This is a genomic window from Fibrobacter sp. (assembly GCA_024399065.1).
Lineage (GTDB): Bacteria > Fibrobacterota > Fibrobacteria > Fibrobacterales > Fibrobacteraceae > Fibrobacter.
Window position 1 is genome coordinate 1 of sequence record JAKSIB010000028.1, and the last position, 16,756, is coordinate 16,756.

Below are 16,756 nucleotides of genomic sequence, written 5' to 3' on the forward strand. Positions count from 1 at the left end.
ATGCCAGCCCGGGAAGCCTACGCCCCAGGGGGAATCCCATTCCATGGCGCGCTTCTTGTCCTTGGGGCTGAACTTCCAGAGTGCGAAGTCAGTAGCGTTGCGCTTTTCGCCCATGTCGATACGGCTACCCTTGCGGAGGTTTTCCACGTCAAGGCGGGCGAAGTCGGCATAGCGGGGGAACTTCAGGCTATCGAAGTAGATGCCGTCGGAAGTACGGTAGGTAAAGCCCTTTTCTTCGAGGGTCTTCACCAGGTCAATCTGTTCCTGGATGTGCTGGGTTGCAGGAGTCCAGCGGGTGGGTTCCTGAATGTTCAGACGATGCCAGTCGGCCATGAAGGCGTCGGTGTAGAACTTGGCGATGTCCCAGACGGACTTGCCTTCGCGTGCGGCGCCCTTTTCCATTTTGTCATCACCGGAGTCGGCGTCGCTGGTCAAGTGGCCCACGTCGGTGATGTTCACGATGTGGTTGACCTTGTAGCCGTAGTAGTTCAGGGTGCGGACCAGGAAGTCTTCGAAAATGTAGGTGCGGAGGTTGCCGATGTGGGCGAAGTGGTACACCGTAGGGCCACAACAGTACATACGCACGGCGGGAACGCCTTCGGGAAGAGTAAACAGTTCTTTCTTGCGTGATGCGGTGTTGTAGAATTGAAGTGCCATTTGAGCCTCCGGTTAAATATTTTTCGGCGGAAAAAATAGTAAATTCCAAGGTAGATGCACCCGGAAATTAAGCCCTAGGTGGTTGAATGGTAAAAAAGATACTTTGCATATGCCTTATTCTTGCGGCGTCCGCCCTTTGTAAATTGAACGAGGGTGGCAGTGCTGTAAGTTTTTCTGCCGGCTATGCCCAAAATTTTACCTCCTTTAACCCTGTGGCTGACCTGGATTTTAGGGTGGTGATTTTCCCCTCGGTGTCGAATGGATTGGAAGTGGGCTTTGGAGCCTTGCCGTTCCAGGTTGCCTTTACAGGCGATTTTCAAACCGTGTCCGACAATGCCCTGATGGATCTGGTTCTGGGCGCTAACGGCCTTTTATGGTATGCAATAGCCTCGCGATCGGCGGATGAAGAATCGGCACATAAGTTTATGTGGCCGGTAATTGTGCCCATGCTTCTAACCAATGGCTCTGTGTATTGGCCCCTCACTGCCAACGGAAACCTTGGCATTGTGAACAAGAATAGGCTGGTGACCCAGATTATTACCGAAGGATTTCATCTGAAGAGTTTTACCTACGAAGATGATCTTGGCGTGCGCTACTACATGGACCTGGATTCTCAGGCAACCCATAACGATAGCAAGAAAAAGATTACCCGAATGTTCTTTGACGCGGGTATTCGTCTGAGCAAGAATTTTGATTCCGATATGGATTTCAAGTTCTTTTTGAATGTGGGGCTTCTGAAGGGTTTCAGAAGACAAAATTAAAAGCATTGACCCGCCCTCAAAAATGGCCTAAAATGATGTCGCTGAACAGGCGACCACGGCGGACCTTCTCAAAAGTACATTGTATGTGTACAAAAAGAGGAGGCTCCTATGAGCGATGTAGAAAGACGATATCATGAAAATGGCAAATTGCGTTTTGAATGTCCCCTGAAGGAAGGCTTGCGCCATGGGGAAGGCCGGGAATTTTATGAATCCGGCGCTTTGCGGGGTACATACTTTTATCAGGATGGTCTGTTGGAGGGACCCCATGAGTTGCTCCATGAAAATGGTCAGAGGCTTTGCCGCCATGTTTATAGAAAGGGCCGTGTCATCGACAGCTTTGTTCCCATACTGAATCCGGATGGTTCCATTTATTACACCGAATACTGGGAAAATGGACGTTGCCGCGGTTACGATAAGAACAACCGTCTTCGTCGTGAGTTCGGTATGTTCAATACCAGCCATGACGGAATTTATCGCACGTTCTTCGGGGATGGACGCGTTGCTTCCGAGATGTTCTACAACGCTGGCACGCTGGATGGCTTTGCCAAGTACTGGTCCGAAGATGGCCTGAAGTGTAACGTCTATTTGTACGTGGATGGGGAAGAGTGTGTTTCCAAGAAGATGGAATACCATGAGAATGGTATGCAGTCCAGGGAAATCGATATGAACGGGGATCTGCCCGATGGCATGGAATTGACCTACCATGAAAATGGAACGTTGCGAACCCGCATGTTCTACGAAAAGGGTACGGCCAAGGATGGTCCCGTCAACTATTACGACGAGGATGGCGTTCCCACCGTCTTTACCCATTGGGAAAACAATGTTGCCAAGAGCTATACCGAAGAAGGAAAATTGGTGCTGAAGGCCTACTACTATCGGGATATGCAAAATGGCTTGTGTGTTTCCTATGTGGATTCCGAGGAAGTGAGTTATTACTTTGATGATGTGGAATGCGAATCCAAGGAAGATTTCCTGGAAAAGACTTTTGTTCACCTGTCTGAAAAGTTGGAGCGGAGCCTTTCTGATAATGTGGGCTTTGAAGCGAATACCTTTAAGGAATTCTTTGAGGAACAGTACAAGAAAATCATGACCCAGTCCAATGCCGGTCAGGAATTTTTCAACTATGAGGAATTAATTCGCTGCCCAGAAAATACGGGACGCGAGGAATGGATTGTGCGTTTGGCTGTTCGCGAGTTTATGCTTCGCCTTCGCTTGCCTAACGATGGCGATACCGAAGAGCGAGTTGTGAATGGATTAAAAAAGTTGCTTGGCGTGTCTTAAGGATAAGTAAAATCCTATATTGTCTAGTGATTAGAACAGAGGGTTTTATGAAAAAGTTCTTAAGTGTATTTGGTGCAGTAGCGGTGGCTGCTTGCATGACCGCTTGCAATGAGCAGAAAACCGCGCAGAATCAAACTGCTGCGGAACCTGCCGCAAAGGCGCAGAAAAATGCTGTGATTTATTATTCACAGACGGGAACCACCAAGAAGGTGGCCGAAGAATTTGCAAAGCAGCTGGGTGCCGATGCCATTGAACTGCAACTTGTAACGCCTTATCCTTCCACTTACGACAGCACCATTACCGCTGTCCGTGCTGAGCGAGAATCTAAGAAGTGGCCCGCCCTCGCTAACGCCAAGCAGGATCTTTCCAATTACGATACGCTCTATGTGGGCGCTCCCATTATGTTTGGTTTCTTTGCCCCGCCTATGTACACCTTCCTGGATTCCAACGACTTGAGCGGAAAGGTGCTTGTACCTTTCTGCACTTACGGAAGCGGCGGTCGCCTGGCCAGCGCTAAGGAATTGAAGCAGTTGGAACCCAACGCCAACGTGGTGCTTTCCTACGGTATTTCTAATCGTCGCGCAAACAATCCCGAAGTAGATTTGTCCGGCGAAGTTGAAAAGCATATTACTGCAGTTCGCGCCGGAACCGATGAGAAAAATTTCGTAGGCGCATATGGCGAATCTCGCCAGCCCACGGAAGAAGACTTGGCTGTGTTTGCCGAAGCCACTAAGGATTATGGTTATTTGAACTTGACTCCGTTTACGGTTTCTTCTCAGGTTGTGGCGGGAATGAATTACATCTTCCAATGCCAAATGAAGGCCTTTGGCGAAGAGCTGGCGGCCTCTGTGAAAATCTTTAAGCCGTTACCGGGTCGCGGCCCTGCCCAGCTTATTAGCGTGGATAAGTAAAAAGAAAAACCGCTAAAAAAATGTCCGCCAAAAAGCGGACTTTTTTGTTTTTTGAAATGGGGAAAATTACGAGAAGATGCCGTACATAAACTGATGGCAGATGTCGAAGGCTTCGCGGTCCGTCAGTTTGATAAGTCCACTCAAGTAGGCTTGTACGCTGGAGTTGATGACGCCTAGGAAAGAGTAGGCGTAACGCTGGTGGCGGCCTTTCATGTTTCCGTGATCTTTGCTTGCGGCAAGGAAAACTTCCATCAAGGCGTTAAGTTGTCTTTCGTAGAGGGGTGCCACTTCGTCGTGGATGTCGCCTTCGTTGGGTGTTACCACCATGGTGGAAAACCAAGCGTAGAATTCCGGATTGCGCTTGGCCAAATCGAAGTATACGCGGGCGATGCTTTCCAGTGTTTTGACGATGTCGTGATTGTATGCGGTTGCGGCGTCAAACTCGGTCCAGAAACTTTCCAGATTCGTTGTGAGTACGGCGTTCAAAAGGCCACGCTTATTTCCGAAGTAATGGTACAGCGTGGGCTTGCCTACGCCTGCGGCGTCTGCCACTTTCTGCACGCCGGTAGCGTCGTAGCCTTCCTTGCGGAAAAGGATCAATGCCTGCTGTAATAGAACTTCTTTTGTACTCATACTGAACTCGCGCTGTGCTTCAAATATACTTTTATGTACCGCTGGGTACAAGGACGCAGCCCCACTTGGCGGGAATTTGAACCGTCAATTTTCCGTTTTTTGTGGTAATGTTCGTCTGCGAATTCAGCAAGTCGTGCCAATGACTTGCGATCCCGCCGCAATTTAAAGAACCGCCGCAGTTTAAAGAACCGCCCCGGTTTCCGTAATGCTTCTTCAAATCGATTTCAAATTGCACCGGGGAATCCTGCAGGTTTGCAAGCACTAGCGCGTCGCCCTTCGGGTGTGTGCGCCAGAAGGCCAACTGCTGGGAATGTACGAATTCCTGCTGGTAGCCGCCATCTCGCAAGGCGTCGGAATCAAGGCGCACGCCGGCTAGATGCTGAATTTCAGAAAGAAGATTTTCTTGACCTGCGGCGCACTTGCCACTGCCCAAACTGCTCATGGGTGGGCGAAGGTTCCAATCGTCGCATCCGCCTTTCTTTGCATCAAGAGCATACTCTTCGCCATAATAGAGGGTGGGCACGCCGGGCAATGTATAGAACAGCAAATGTTGAACGTAGTTGTCGCTCTTGTTTTTCAAGGTGGTGTAAATTCGGCTTACGTCGTGGTTCTCATTAAAGAGCTGTAGTCTCGCGCCCTTGCAAGTTCCGCCCTTGTCGTCAAAAAGCTGGTTCAGGTTATAGGCCAGTTCAAACATGTTCCCGTCGTTAATGGAACTCCAGCAGGATTTATAAGTCTGATAGTTGGTCACAGAATTCAAGCCGGCCTCCAACCATCGGCGAGGATCTCCGAAAACCACTTCTCCCATCATCCAAAAATCCGCGCGCTTCCTATGGCAAGCATCCGCCAGATGCTTCAAGAAACCAAGGTCCATATCTTGGGCCGCGTCAATCCTGATTCCGTCAATGCCGAATTCATCCATCCAGTATTCTGCGCAATGGATCAACTCCCATTCCACCGCGGGATTTCGCAGATCGAAGGCCGGCAATTCCTGAAAACCGGCCCAACAGTCCACCGTAAAGGGGTCGCCGCAAAGGTTGGGCTTGTCAAACTGAATGTTGCGATACCAGGCGGCGAAGGGGGAGTTTCGTCCCTTTTCCCGCAGGTCGCGGTAAGCAAAATGATGCCTGGAGGAATGGTTCCAAACGGCGTCGAAGAACACGTGGAAACCTGCGGCCTGGAAACTGACAACCATCTGCTTCAAATCTTCGTTGTTACCCAGGCGGGGGTCCAGCTGATACATGTCGGTCACGTCGTAGCCGTGGGTTTCGCTCTTGAAAATAGGACCCAGGAGAATGGAGTCGGCGCGAAGACCCTGCAAGTGGGGAATAAGGCTGGTCAGCTCCCGGATATTCCTGAACCCGGCGCTGTTTGTGCCCCAGTATCCAGCGTGATCACCACTCCAGTCACTTTCTTTCAGTGCTCCCAAGGGGAAAACATGGTAAATGTGGTTGGGTCTCATAACGCTCTCCTTTTTTTGTTATATACCGAACGGTATAATAAATTTAGTATACCGGATGGTATATTGTCAAGGGGGAACTTCTAATACCGTCAAGGGGCGTTTCCCTAATGCCGTTAAGGGGCGCGGTCCGACATCGTAAAAGGCGCTTTCAAATAAGAAAAACCTCCCGAAAAATCGGGAGGCTTTGCGATGATCAATTTCTTGCGTTGCGCGAGACCTTAAATCTTCAAACCGTTCTTTTTCCTGTGGTGATATTCCGCTGTGGCGGTGAAGATAACGTCGCTACTGGAGTTCAGTGCGGTTTCCATGGAGTCTTGTACCACGCCCAGGATAAAGCCCACGGCTACGGCCTGCATGGAAATGTCTCCGCTAATGCCCAGGATAGAGCAGGTCATGGGAATAAGGAACAGGGAACCGCCAGCGATACCGGAAGTTCCGCAAGCGCCAATGGCACTCATGACGCAGAGAATGCAAGCGGTGGGAAGGTCCACATGGATGCCCAAGGTGTTTGCCACGGCCAGAGTCATGACGGCAATGGTCACAGCGGCGCCGCACATGTTGATGGTGCAACCCAGAGGAATGGAAACAGAGTAGAAATCCCTTTCAAGACCCAGGCGTTCGCAAAGAGCCATGTTCACGGGAACGTTGGCGGCAGAACTACGAGTGAAGAATGCGGTAACGCCACTGTCGCGAAGGCAGCGGAATACCAGGGGATAGGGGTTCTTGCGGAGGGTGATGGCCACGATGATGGGGTTCAGCACCAAAGCCACAACCAGCATACAGCCCACCAGCAGGCCCAGGAGCTTTCCGTAGTCTGCAAAGATGCTCATTCCATTTTCGGCCACGGAGGAGTACACCAGGCCAAGGATGCCGAAAGGTGCCATCTGGATAATCCAGCGGATGACCTGGGAAATGGCGGCAGAAGCGTCGGTAATGACGGTGACGGTGTGATCTACAGGAAGCTTCTTAAGAGCCAAGCCGAATACGATAGACCAGAAGAGGATTCCGATATAATTTGCGTTGGCCAAAGCTGCGATGGGATTCTGCACGCAGTTCTTTACCAGGTTGGTCAGTACTTCGCCGATTCCGCTGGGAGCGGTACCTTCTGCTGCGGTAGCGGTCAATTTCATGGTGACAGGGAACAGTTCGCTGCCCATGACTGCCAAGGCTGCGGCACCAATAGAGCTAATGACATAAAGCAGGATTACCTTGCGGAATCTGCTGCCGATACCTTCGCCTGCGCCTGCGATGGAACTTGCCACCAGAGCAAAAACCAGGATGGGAGCGGCTCCTTTCAAGGCGCCTACGAAAAGCGTTCCTAAAATTCCGATTCCTGTACATTGGGGTGCGAGAAGCCCGAGGATGGCGCCAAGTACAAGACCTATGACGATGCGAATGATGAGACTTGTGTCAATCCATTTTTTAACAATACGTTTCATGGGGAATCCTTTTGTGTTGAGCGGAAAAAATATAGTATGAACGAAATGGTTGTGTACTTATTGATTGTTGTACTCAGTTCAATGTTGGTGCAATTTGCTACCTTTGCGCTATGCTTTTTGACGAAATCATCAATGACGCTTACGAGCCCCGCGAATACCCTGCCTTGGCCAGACTCTCTGATGAATGGGTGAGAACTAGACCTTTTGAAGGCTTGAAGATTCTTGCAGCAACTCCGATTTTCAGGAACACCTTGGTGCAGTACCGCGCCTTGATTGCGGGCGGTGCTGAACTCATCGTGGGTAGGGCCGAAGGTTCCGGCGATGGTGCCAGCATGCCTTGCGATCCGTCCATTGTGAACATGCTCAAGGAAAATGGCGTTCCCGTCATTAGCGATAGGGACGTAAAGTCCGGCGCGGTGGAAGATGATTTCGACTTGATCCTGGATTGTGCAGGTCAGTTCAGTTTCTGCAACCCTCACGTGGGTTTTGTGGAACTCACTCGCTCCGGTGTCCAGTTCTATGAAAAGTCTCCCTATCCGGTTTATGTGGCCGATAGCGGTATCGTGAAAAGAATCGAAACTACCCTTGGTACTGGCGAAGGTTGCTTCCGTGCCTTGGACCAGCTTGGTTTCAATACCTTGGGTTACGAGGGCAAGAGCCTGGTGGTGTTCGGTAGTGGAAAGGTTGGTTGTGGCATTGCTCTTCAGGGTGTCCGTCGCGGAATGAATGTCTGCACAATTACGGATACAACTCGAAGAAATGCGGGTTCTGATTTCTGCCATGTGCTGGAAAACAATGAAGTGCAAATTGTGGATTGCAAGAACGACACTTCTGTTTCTGCGATAGTTTCCTCTGCGGACTATGTGGTGACTGCAACAGGAGTCAAGGGGGCTTTGAGCCTCGCGGCGGTTTCCGCAATTCTGGATAATCCGCGAATTGTGGTGGCCAACATGGGTGTAGAAGATGAGTTCGGAGAAATGGTCCCCGCCAATCGTGTGCTGAACAAGAAGGCTCCGCTGAACTTCTTGCTGGAAGAGCCGACTCACTTGAAGTACATCGACACCAGCCTTGCACTGCATGCTGCCTTGGGGGAACGCTTGCTTCAGGAATCTGCGCAGTGCATGGTGGGTTTCCCGTTCTCTGGGGTTAAGGACCCGGCAGGGGATTTGGAACAGTTGCTGTTGATGACTACCATTCAGCACGGTGTTATCGGCCCTGAAATTTGCGATATGCTGAGGTAATTTTTTATTACAAAGGGAATGGATTTTGCGCCTTATTATAAAAAACTTTTTATAGTAGGGAGTCCATTTTTTAGGATGGTTTTGGACTATATTTGGGAAAGAAGAATGGGAGTGTGTATGTTGAAAAGAATTCTTTGTCTCGTTGCTTTTTTGATGGTTTGTTCCTTTGCTGATGATATCATTGCTACCACGTCTAACGGCTCTACGGTAATTCTTCACGATAATGGCCGCTGGGAATATTACCAGAACAACGCCAAGATTCGTGATGTGCGCCCCACTGCAATTCCCGAAGATGCCAAGTACGAAATTTCCATCAAGTACGAAAGTGTTGATCGCATCAAGAAAGATGTGCGCATGGCCATGGAAGCGGACTTTGCTACTGAAGAAGAAATTAAGGATAGCCTCCGCAAGGTGCCTAAGGGAGGTATCGTTTATTTCCAGGTGCCCACCAAGCAGATCAAGCCGGGCTTCGTTCGCGAATTGACCTACTCCATTTACGATACGGGTAAGAACCCGATTTTTACAAAGACCGATAGTGATGATCACGCAACTGCTAGCGAAGACCGTGGCGTTTCTAACTTGATGGTTGTTCCCATTTATGCACGCCCCAAAGCAAAGGTAATGAAGGCTAAAGTTGTGAGCGAAACTGGTCGCCAGACTTTGGAATTTGATATTCCGGTAAAGTAATGAAGTTTGCTGTTGTTGATCTAGAAACGACAGGGGGAAAGGCCGAGCTCGGTCGAATTATCGAGATCGGAATTGTTTTGTTGGATGATTTTGAAGTGGTAAAGACTTACCAGACTCTTGTGGATCCTGGTCTGCCCATTCCTGAATTTATTCAAAATCTTACTGGCATCACCGACGATATGGTTCGTGGCCAGCCGCAGTTTAGTGCTGTTGCCGAGGAGGTGGCGGAACTTCTCCAGGGAAGGATTTTCGTTGCCCACAATGTGCTGTTTGACAGCAAGTTTATGCGTGCGGAGTTGAAGCGCTGTGCTATTAAGTACGACCCGCCGCGGCTCTGTACGGTGAAGCTTTCCCGTCGCTTTTTTCCGGGGCTTCCCAGCTACAGTTTGCATAACTTGATTATGTCTCTTGAACTGCCGGACTTTAATCATCATCGTGCATTGGATGATGCAATGGCCGCGGCGGAATTGTTGAAGCTTGCCTTGCAGAAGGCGGGTGCAGAAAAAATCCAGAAAGAAGTGAAAAACATTACCAAGGCAGAAACCTTAGTGATGTTCTAGTTTTCTGCGGCGGCGGTTTCGTTTGCTTTTCCAGCTTCGCCGTCGCTTTCGATTGCGTCTCCATTCTTCACTTGGAGAATGCCTGACTTGTATTTCATCTTCAAAATACGTGCGGCGGATTCTTCAACGCGCTGCTTGTATTTGCCGCTTTGTTTGGAAAGATTTGCCAAGATGTTCACCATGTCTACCGCCTTCCTGGGGAAGGTGATCATGAACATGTCGTTGCCTGCGGTGAGCGCAGTGAGGACTAGTTTCTTGAAATCCTTGGCGGGATAGTTCTTTCCCTTTACGCGCTCGGTTCCGCTGACCCATGCACGTAAGGAAACTCCCCAGAGGTCGTCTGTAAGGATCACTGTTTCTGGCGACATATCGCGGGCCATCTGCACAATCTTCGGTTCAAAAACCGCCGGCCTGTTGGAAATGCGAACGAATCGCACGCTGCTCATCATGGTGATGGGAATGTCGTTTGACAGCGCCTTGAAAAATTCAACGTTCTTCTGGATCTTGGCCTTAGGCGTTGCGCTGATGGCGATTTGATGGTCGCTGTTGGTCCAGGAATCGTAACCAGGGAAATGCTTCGAAACGCAGACGATTCCGCTTTGACGCATGCCGTCCACAAAGGACCTTACTTTATTTGCATTAGTGGTGTCTGCGCCCCAGGAGCGGTCGGATTCTTCCATAAAGGAATTCTTGCCTCGGCTATCTTTGGACGGATCAAGAACGGGAGCCAGGTTCACGTTGATGCCAACTTCCTTCATGGCGGCTCCGATTTTACGGCCGATGTTTTCCACCTTCTCGTTGGTCATCTTGCGCATAGATTTTGCGCTAGGTGTGCGTTCCCATTTGGGATTGATTGCGGAAACTCGATTGACTAAACCGCCTTCCTGGTCCACGGCCACAATGGGCGGGATGATCATGGTGCTATTGACGGTCTTCAAATTTTCCTGGAAGTTGTCCAGTTTCTTGAGGTGGTTCTTCATGACGAGATATCCGCCGAATTCATTCTTGATCATGAAATCTGCGGGAGTCATGTAGACCATCACCATCTGGGCGGCCTTCTGCTTGATGCTCAGCTTTTCCCAGAGGGGCATCAGTTCGCAGGGAAGATTATACGGATTCTGAGAAACGTCGCATTCGGCTGCTGTCGCGGCTGGCTCAGTTGCTGATTCTGCTGCAATCTCTGCAGAAACATCGCTTCCATTGTCTGGCTTTACTTCTGCGATGGCACTTTCCAATGCGGAAAGGTCGGTGAGCTCCTGCGCAAAAACCACACTGAACAAAGTCAGTGCGGTAAAAAAAGCGCTTGTAAACCTAAACCTAAACATCAAACCTTTCGCTAGTCAGTGATTTCTTGTGGCCTCCCAACCATCCGTCACTTTAACCCGGGTCCTGGCCTTAGGCCATGAACCTCGAACCTGACACCTGGAGCCTCGAACCTCCTAAGGCACGTAATCTTCGGCACTGCTCTTTGCGGCGGACTTCTTGGCGCCCCAGCGTCTCGGCTTGAATTCGCGAGGCGGGAAATCGAACTTCAGCTTGCCGCTCTTGTCCACATAGAGGAATGCGTCGAAGGTGCGGTGAGTCTTGTTGCTGCGGAAGCCCTTGATGAGTTCTGTCTTAACGCCCACGCCGGAAAGCATGGTCTTGATGGCGTCCAGAGGAATTTCCTTGCCCAAAAGAATCTTCGGCAACTGCAGGCCGCTAGGTTCTTTCTTCACATAGGAATCGCTGACGTAGCCGGTCAATGTTTCGAACACCGGTGCTCCATCCAGCGGGGACACGCCAACCTGTTCGCCCAATTCTACTTCGGCGCCGTCGCGGTTGTCGTCAAAGACAAATTCAATCTTGTTCTGGTCGTTGATTATGACCACGGCGGAGAATTCGGCGCCCTTCTTGCTGCGGAAACCAGCGAGAGGGCCAATCTTTCTGTTGGTCAAGAGTTCGACAATTTCTTCATCGGAAAGACGTTTACCGCCAATCATCTTGCGGATCACGATCCCGTCTTCGGTAGTGTAGCGGCTAACGGTTTCCATGACCTTCTTGCCGTTCACCGGGCTGAAGCTTGCTTCGCCTGTAGTACTTTCTTCCTTGAAGCCCTTGATGTTCTTCACCATGGTCTTGGTCATTTCCACGATGCCGTTCATGAAGCTTTCGCGGGTTTCCTTACCCTTTTCAATCTGCTCCATCTTGTATTCCCATTCGCCGGTCAGTTCCGGGCTGGTGAGGGCTTCGATGTCCATGGCCTTCAGCACCTTGATGAGGTCGAATGCCTTGGCGGTGGGGATCATGTCCTTGCCGTCGCGGACCACGTACTTGTCGGTGACCAGTTTTTCAATAATAGCTGCACGGGTAGCCGGAGTACCAAGGCCGCGTTCCTTCATGGCGTCGCGGAGTTCGCCCTCTTCCACCAGCTTACCGGCACTTTCCATCATGGAGAGGAGGGTGCTTTCGGTGTAGTGTGCAGGAGGCTTGGTAAAGTCTTCCTTGGCTTCGATTTCCACGTTCTTGGCCTTGTCGCCCTTCAGCTGCGGGATGTTGGATTCATCATCGGAATCCTTGCCGTAAACAGCCTTGAAACCGGGTTCCACCAGAATCTTGCCTTCGGTGAGGAAGGTTTCCTTTTCCACGGTGGTGACGCGGGTGGTGTTCAGGTACTTTGCAGGCGGATAGAACACGGCGATAAAGCGCTGGCAGATCATGGTGAAGATTTTCTGTTCCGCTTCGGTCAAATCCGTGGGCATGACGCCGGTGGGGATAATGGCAAAGTGGTCCGAAATCTTGGAGTTGTCAAAGACCTTGGGAGTCTTGACGATCCAGTTGTTGTTGAGGGCTGCCTGGGCGAAGGTGCTGAGGCTGCCGGTAATCTTGCCCATGGTGGACTTTACGGTGCCCACGTAGTCTTCGGGGAGGCACTTGCTGTCGGTACGCGGATAGGTGGTTGCCTTGTGGCGTTCGTACAGGGCCTGGGCGATAGAAAGGGTAGTCTTTGCGCTAAAGCCGAAACGGTTGTTGGCTTCACGCTGAAGGGTGGTCAGGTCGTACAACGGACCGCACTTCTGAAAACTGGGAGCGGTGGTCTCCTGGATGGTGCCGGCTTTGCCCTTCACCTTCTTGAGGATGTCCTGAACACGCTTTTCGTCAAAAATCTGCTTCTGCTTGCTGTCGCCTTCGGTGGTAAACCACTTACCGGCGTAGGTGCTGCCTTCGTTGTCGAATTCCGCTTCCACCGTCCAGAACTTCTTGGGAACGAACTGGTGGCGTTCTTCTTCGCGGTTCACGATGATGGCGAGGGTCGGGGTCTGCACACGGCCGCAGGGGGTAATCTGGAAACCGCCCATGGAGCTATTGTAGGCGGTAAGGCCGCGGCTACCGTTCATGCCGATAAGCCAGTCTGCCTCAGAACGGCAAATGGCGGCTGCCTTCAGGTTTTCCATGTCGGCGCCGTCGCGCATATTGTCAAATGCTTCCTGGATGGCGGCAGGGGTCATACTCTGCATCCACAGACGCTTGATGGTCTTGCCTGTAAACTTGCCCTTCAGAACGTAGTCCAGGATGTAGAAGAAAATCAATTCACCTTCGCGGCCAGCATCGCATGCGTTCACGATGGTGGTTACGTCCTTGCGCTTGATCAGCTTGCTCAAGATGGAAAGCTGGGCCTTGGTCTGCGGGTTTGCGGACAAGGGGAACTTTTCCGGCAACATGGGAAGAGTGCTCATTTCCCATTTCTTGTAGCGTTCATCGATTTCCTTGGGATCGGCGATTTCAACCAGGTGGCCGATGGCGTGGCTCACGATGGTGGTGTCGCTTTCATAGACTCCGTTACCCTTGGTAAAGGACTTTTGACCGAGGACTTTTACCAGGTCCAGGGCGACGCTGGGCTTTTCGGCGATAATGAGGGTCTTGCCTTCAACAGCGGGCTTGGCGGCTTTTGTGGCCTTAGTGGCCGTTGCCTTTGTGGCCTTGGCTGCGGTTGCAGTCTTTGCCTTGGCGGTAGTAGCCTTTGCTGTAGTAGTTTTAGACTTAGTAGTAGTTGCCATCTGCTATTTCCATTTGAATTTTCCGAGCAGACCGAAAATAACGGCTAGCACGGTGAAGGGGGCGATAAGGAGTTCTACAGGAATACACCACTTGAGGAGGTGCGGCTGTTTGAACACCTTGAGCCCGCGGACTATTAAAACGAAGTCGCCTACGCACTTGAGTGCGAAGACAATGGCTGTGGCCATGAAAATTTCAAAACTGAAGGGAGAAAGGATGGTTGCGATGCACTGCATGGCAAGGAACAGGAAAATCATGGACAGGACGAACACAATTTTCGGTGTGTAGTGGATCGTGGTGGAGGCCCAGCGTTTGCGCTGTTCCCACAGTCCCTTCAAAGTGTCTTTTCCGCTGGTGGTAACAAAGGTTTCTTCGGTTACGCAGTAGCGCATTGCCCAGGGACGTTCCTTGGCCAACTTTTGCATCAGCAGGTCGTCGTCACCGCTTTGCAGCTTGATGACGTTATCAAAACCGTTTACGTTCTTGAAGAAGGTCTTGCGGTAGGAAAGGTTGTTGCCGGTGCTGGTGAGGGGCAGGTGCATGGCGATGCCTGCGGTTCCTGCCACGCGGTAAATCATGGTTTCCACAGCCTGGAGGAAAATCAGTGCGCTTTCCTTGCCCGGGGTGGTGGGAATGTAGGAGTGACCGGCTACCATTTCGATGCCCGGTTCGAATTCGCGGACGGTACCCGAAATCCAGGTGGGCTTTACAATGCAGTCGGCGTCGGTAAGGCAGAGGATGTCACCGTCGCAAACTTCGATCATGCGGCTAAGGGCATGCTTTTTGGGGCTTACACCTTCGGGAATTTCCTTGATGGTCAAGACGTGGAAATTATCCGGATAGCGTTCGGCGTATTCAGCAAGGATTTTTGGGGTGTCGTCGTCACTGCGGTCGTCTGCCACCCAGACTTCCCAGAAGCCGTCGTAGTCCTGTGCCATGACGGAGTCAAGACAGGCTCGGATTCCTTCCGCCTCGTTTCGAGCGGCAATGAGGATACTTACCTTGGGAGCGGGGGTGACGTCGCTATTGCCAGCACGCACTTTTCCCAATACAAAGAAAAAGCGGAGGACCAGCCCGAAGTAGAACAGGCCGGACGCCACAAGCAGCGCAATGACTATATATGTTACGACGTCAAAAAACATTTTCCGCAGCAAATGTAGTTCAAGTTTCTAGGGCTCAAAAAACGTGACAGTGAAAAATGCACGGGATTTTTAAAATAATCTGCACAAATGTTTACTAAAAAAGAAGGCCCGGCCGGTTAGGTCGGGTCTCTTAATATATATGTAAGAAGTTCTTATTACAGAGCCTTTACGGTGAAGGTCCTCTGGGCGAGGCCGGAGGTAACCTTCACATGGAGAACACCCTTGGCTTTCAAGGTGAAGCTTGCGCGGCCTTCGGTGCTGATAACTTCCTGGACCTTGTTGCCCAGCATGTCGAACACCTGAACCTTGAAACCTTGGTTCTTTGCATTGACGATGGACAAGTCCATGCCGCTCTGGCTCATGGAGAAGGAACTGCGCTTGACGATTTCCGGAATGATGGTGGACGGAGAGTCCTTCTTGGTGGTGTCTGCCGGCTTTTCAGCTTCCTTGATACCGAGATCCACGTCGGTCTTCGGAGCCTTCTTGCTCAAGATGTAACCAAGTGCGCCAACCAAGGGGGCGTTCAAATCTACGCAGACTTCGTTCACGTTCCACTGGGACTTGTCACCGCTGTGGTTGCCATCGCTGAAGGCGCCTGCAATCATGCCGCCCAGCAACTTGTTCTTTTCAGGAACGTTGAAACCGGAATTCACGTCCATGTCCGGGTTTTCGTTGGCGTAGTAGCCACGATGGTGCGGGGATGTGGGAGCCTTGGCGCTGTTGCGGGTAAAGCCGACCACGTAGGACTTCTTGTTGCCGTTGTCGCCCAGCAAGTAGGCGATGTTCTTTTCAATAGCGTCATCGTAGTCGGTGTCGCCAGAGAGCTTTGCATAAAGGGCGTAAAGGAATGCGCCACCGGACGGGGTGCGTACGGAGAAGCTTCCGCCACCACCGGTTTCACGCATAAAGATGTCGCCGCTGTTCTTTTCGTAACCAGAGTAGATATGGTCAAGAAGCAGCAATGCGTCGCGGTACTGTCCACCAGGAGACAGGTCGAGAACCCACTGACCCATCACGACGGAAAGGGGAACTGCGTTGGCATAGTTCAAGCGGGTGTCGCTACCTTTCATGAATTCAATCTTGTCGAAGAGGCTCTTTGCGTCAGACTTGTAGGTTTCGTCCTTCGTGGTACGGTAGAGTTCCAATGCGGCGAGGAATACGCCATCGGTGGTTCTGCCACCCCACCAGGAGGATTCGTAGAAACCGGAGGAGTTGGTGATGCCACTGTGGCTCTTGGAGTAAGCGTAAGCGGTCTTTGCTGCAGCCAGGTACTTGGTACGGTTGGATTCGTCAGGGTCGATACGGGCCATCACAGCCAGCATTGCGGATGCCATACCCGGAGTGAAGCTGTCGTTTGCATTACCGGTAATGGAACGGGATTCGCCGCCTTCGCCAGAGCCGAGGGTGCTCATCTTACCCGGGGTCACCCACTTGGTGTGGTCTGCGTTACCGTCGCCCTTGACGGTGACGAAAGCGCTGGAACTGATGGCTGCCTTTACCCAGAAATCGGCTTCGTAACGGAGTTCTTCCAAAAGGTCGCGAACCTTATTGGGCTTACCGCTCTTACGGCTGTAGTCGTTTGCTGCCTTGTAGTCGGAATAATCACCGGTATAAAGGTCATAGAAACCTTCGGTGAATTCTGCGTAGGACAGTGCGAGAACGTAGGAAGAGAAACCCTGGGACTGACCGTACATCACGTGGTCGCCGCAGTCGAACCAACCGCCGGAAACATCCTTGCCCTGGTAGTTGTCCTTTGTGAAACTGGTAGTGTAGTTTGTGCCGAAAGCGAGCCAGTTCGGACCCTGGCCGGAACGCTGTGCGCCGTAAAAGCGTGTTGTCATCCAGGCTGCTTCAACGTAGTCGTCGGTGCTAAGTGCTGCAAGGGAGTCTGTTGCAGCGAGACCGAAGCATGCGAGGCCTGCCATAAAAAGCTTTTTAAAATTCATA

Annotated in this window: 14 protein-coding genes; 6 read left to right on the top strand and 8 right to left on the bottom strand. The window is 51.3% G+C overall.

Features of this window, described 5'->3' with window-relative positions:
- Positions 1–657, bottom strand: a 657-nt coding sequence (locus MJZ25_12290) for a class I tRNA ligase family protein (GenBank protein ID MCQ2124951.1), incomplete at its 3' end; no start/stop codon positions are given.
- A gap of 86 nt (positions 658–743) precedes the next feature.
- Between MJZ25_12290 and MJZ25_12295 the strand changes: the two genes are divergently transcribed.
- The 3 genes from MJZ25_12295 (at position 744) to MJZ25_12305 (ending at position 3,610) form a co-directional block, all read left to right on the top strand.
- On the top strand, positions 744–1,418 hold the full coding sequence (locus MJZ25_12295; GenBank protein ID MCQ2124952.1) for a hypothetical protein: 675 nt from the start codon (positions 744–746) through the stop codon (positions 1,416–1,418).
- 108 nt (positions 1,419–1,526) lie between these two features.
- On the top strand, positions 1,527–2,699 hold the full coding sequence (locus tag MJZ25_12300) for a hypothetical protein (GenBank protein ID MCQ2124953.1): 1,173 nt from the start codon (positions 1,527–1,529) through the stop codon (positions 2,697–2,699).
- Positions 2,700–2,746: 47 nt separating this feature from the next.
- A complete protein-coding gene (locus tag MJZ25_12305; protein MCQ2124954.1) occupies positions 2,747–3,610 on the top strand; it encodes a hypothetical protein in 864 nt (287 codons plus the stop codon).
- Between the two features lie 66 nt (positions 3,611–3,676).
- On the opposite strand, the gene MJZ25_12310 is transcribed toward MJZ25_12305, so the two are convergent.
- From MJZ25_12310 to sstT, 3 genes are all read right to left on the bottom strand, one after another.
- A complete protein-coding gene (locus MJZ25_12310; GenBank protein ID MCQ2124955.1) occupies positions 3,677–4,243 on the bottom strand; it encodes a TetR/AcrR family transcriptional regulator in 567 nt (188 codons plus the stop codon).
- Between the two features lie 31 nt (positions 4,244–4,274).
- Positions 4,275–5,705 (bottom strand): alpha-amylase family glycosyl hydrolase, encoded by a 1,431-nt coding sequence (locus MJZ25_12315; protein ID MCQ2124956.1) that lies wholly within the window; start codon positions 5,703–5,705, stop codon positions 4,275–4,277.
- A gap of 218 nt (positions 5,706–5,923) precedes the next feature.
- The gene (gene sstT, locus MJZ25_12320) at positions 5,924–7,144 is read right to left on the bottom strand and encodes a serine/threonine transporter SstT (GenBank protein ID MCQ2124957.1); all 1,221 of its coding nucleotides are present in this window, start codon (positions 7,142–7,144) and stop codon (positions 5,924–5,926) included.
- A 110-nt stretch (positions 7,145–7,254) separates the two neighbouring features.
- Here sstT and MJZ25_12325 point away from each other — a divergent pair, with 110 nt between their 5' ends.
- The 3 genes from MJZ25_12325 (at position 7,255) to MJZ25_12335 (ending at position 9,632) form a co-directional block, all read left to right on the top strand.
- Positions 7,255–8,385: an adenosylhomocysteinase gene (locus MJZ25_12325; GenBank protein ID MCQ2124958.1), complete on the top strand. Its 1,131-nt coding sequence runs from the start codon at positions 7,255–7,257 to the stop codon at positions 8,383–8,385.
- A 117-nt stretch (positions 8,386–8,502) separates the two neighbouring features.
- A complete protein-coding gene (locus tag MJZ25_12330) occupies positions 8,503–9,072 on the top strand; it encodes a hypothetical protein (GenBank protein ID MCQ2124959.1) in 570 nt (189 codons plus the stop codon).
- On the top strand, positions 9,072–9,632 hold the full coding sequence (locus MJZ25_12335) for a 3'-5' exonuclease (protein MCQ2124960.1): 561 nt from the start codon (positions 9,072–9,074) through the stop codon (positions 9,630–9,632). The genes MJZ25_12330 and MJZ25_12335 overlap by 1 nt, the downstream gene beginning before the upstream one ends.
- Here the strand turns inward: MJZ25_12335 and MJZ25_12340 are convergent.
- The 4 genes from MJZ25_12340 to MJZ25_12355 all read right to left on the bottom strand — a co-directional run bounded on the left by MJZ25_12340 (position 9,629) and on the right by MJZ25_12355 (position 16,755).
- Positions 9,629–10,903: a hypothetical protein gene (locus tag MJZ25_12340; protein MCQ2124961.1), complete on the bottom strand. Its 1,275-nt coding sequence runs from the start codon at positions 10,901–10,903 to the stop codon at positions 9,629–9,631. The two genes, MJZ25_12335 and MJZ25_12340, sit on opposite strands and share 4 nt — an antisense overlap.
- Before the next feature lie 168 nt (positions 10,904–11,071).
- A complete protein-coding gene (locus MJZ25_12345; protein MCQ2124962.1) occupies positions 11,072–13,669 on the bottom strand; it encodes a DNA topoisomerase III in 2,598 nt (865 codons plus the stop codon).
- 3 nt (positions 13,670–13,672) lie between these two features.
- The gene (locus tag MJZ25_12350; GenBank protein MCQ2124963.1) at positions 13,673–14,809 is read right to left on the bottom strand and encodes a glycosyltransferase; all 1,137 of its coding nucleotides are present in this window, start codon (positions 14,807–14,809) and stop codon (positions 13,673–13,675) included.
- Positions 14,810–14,964: 155 nt separating this feature from the next.
- A complete protein-coding gene (locus tag MJZ25_12355; GenBank protein ID MCQ2124964.1) occupies positions 14,965–16,755 on the bottom strand; it encodes a glycoside hydrolase family 9 protein in 1,791 nt (596 codons plus the stop codon).
- Position 16,756: the final 1 nt, after the last annotated feature.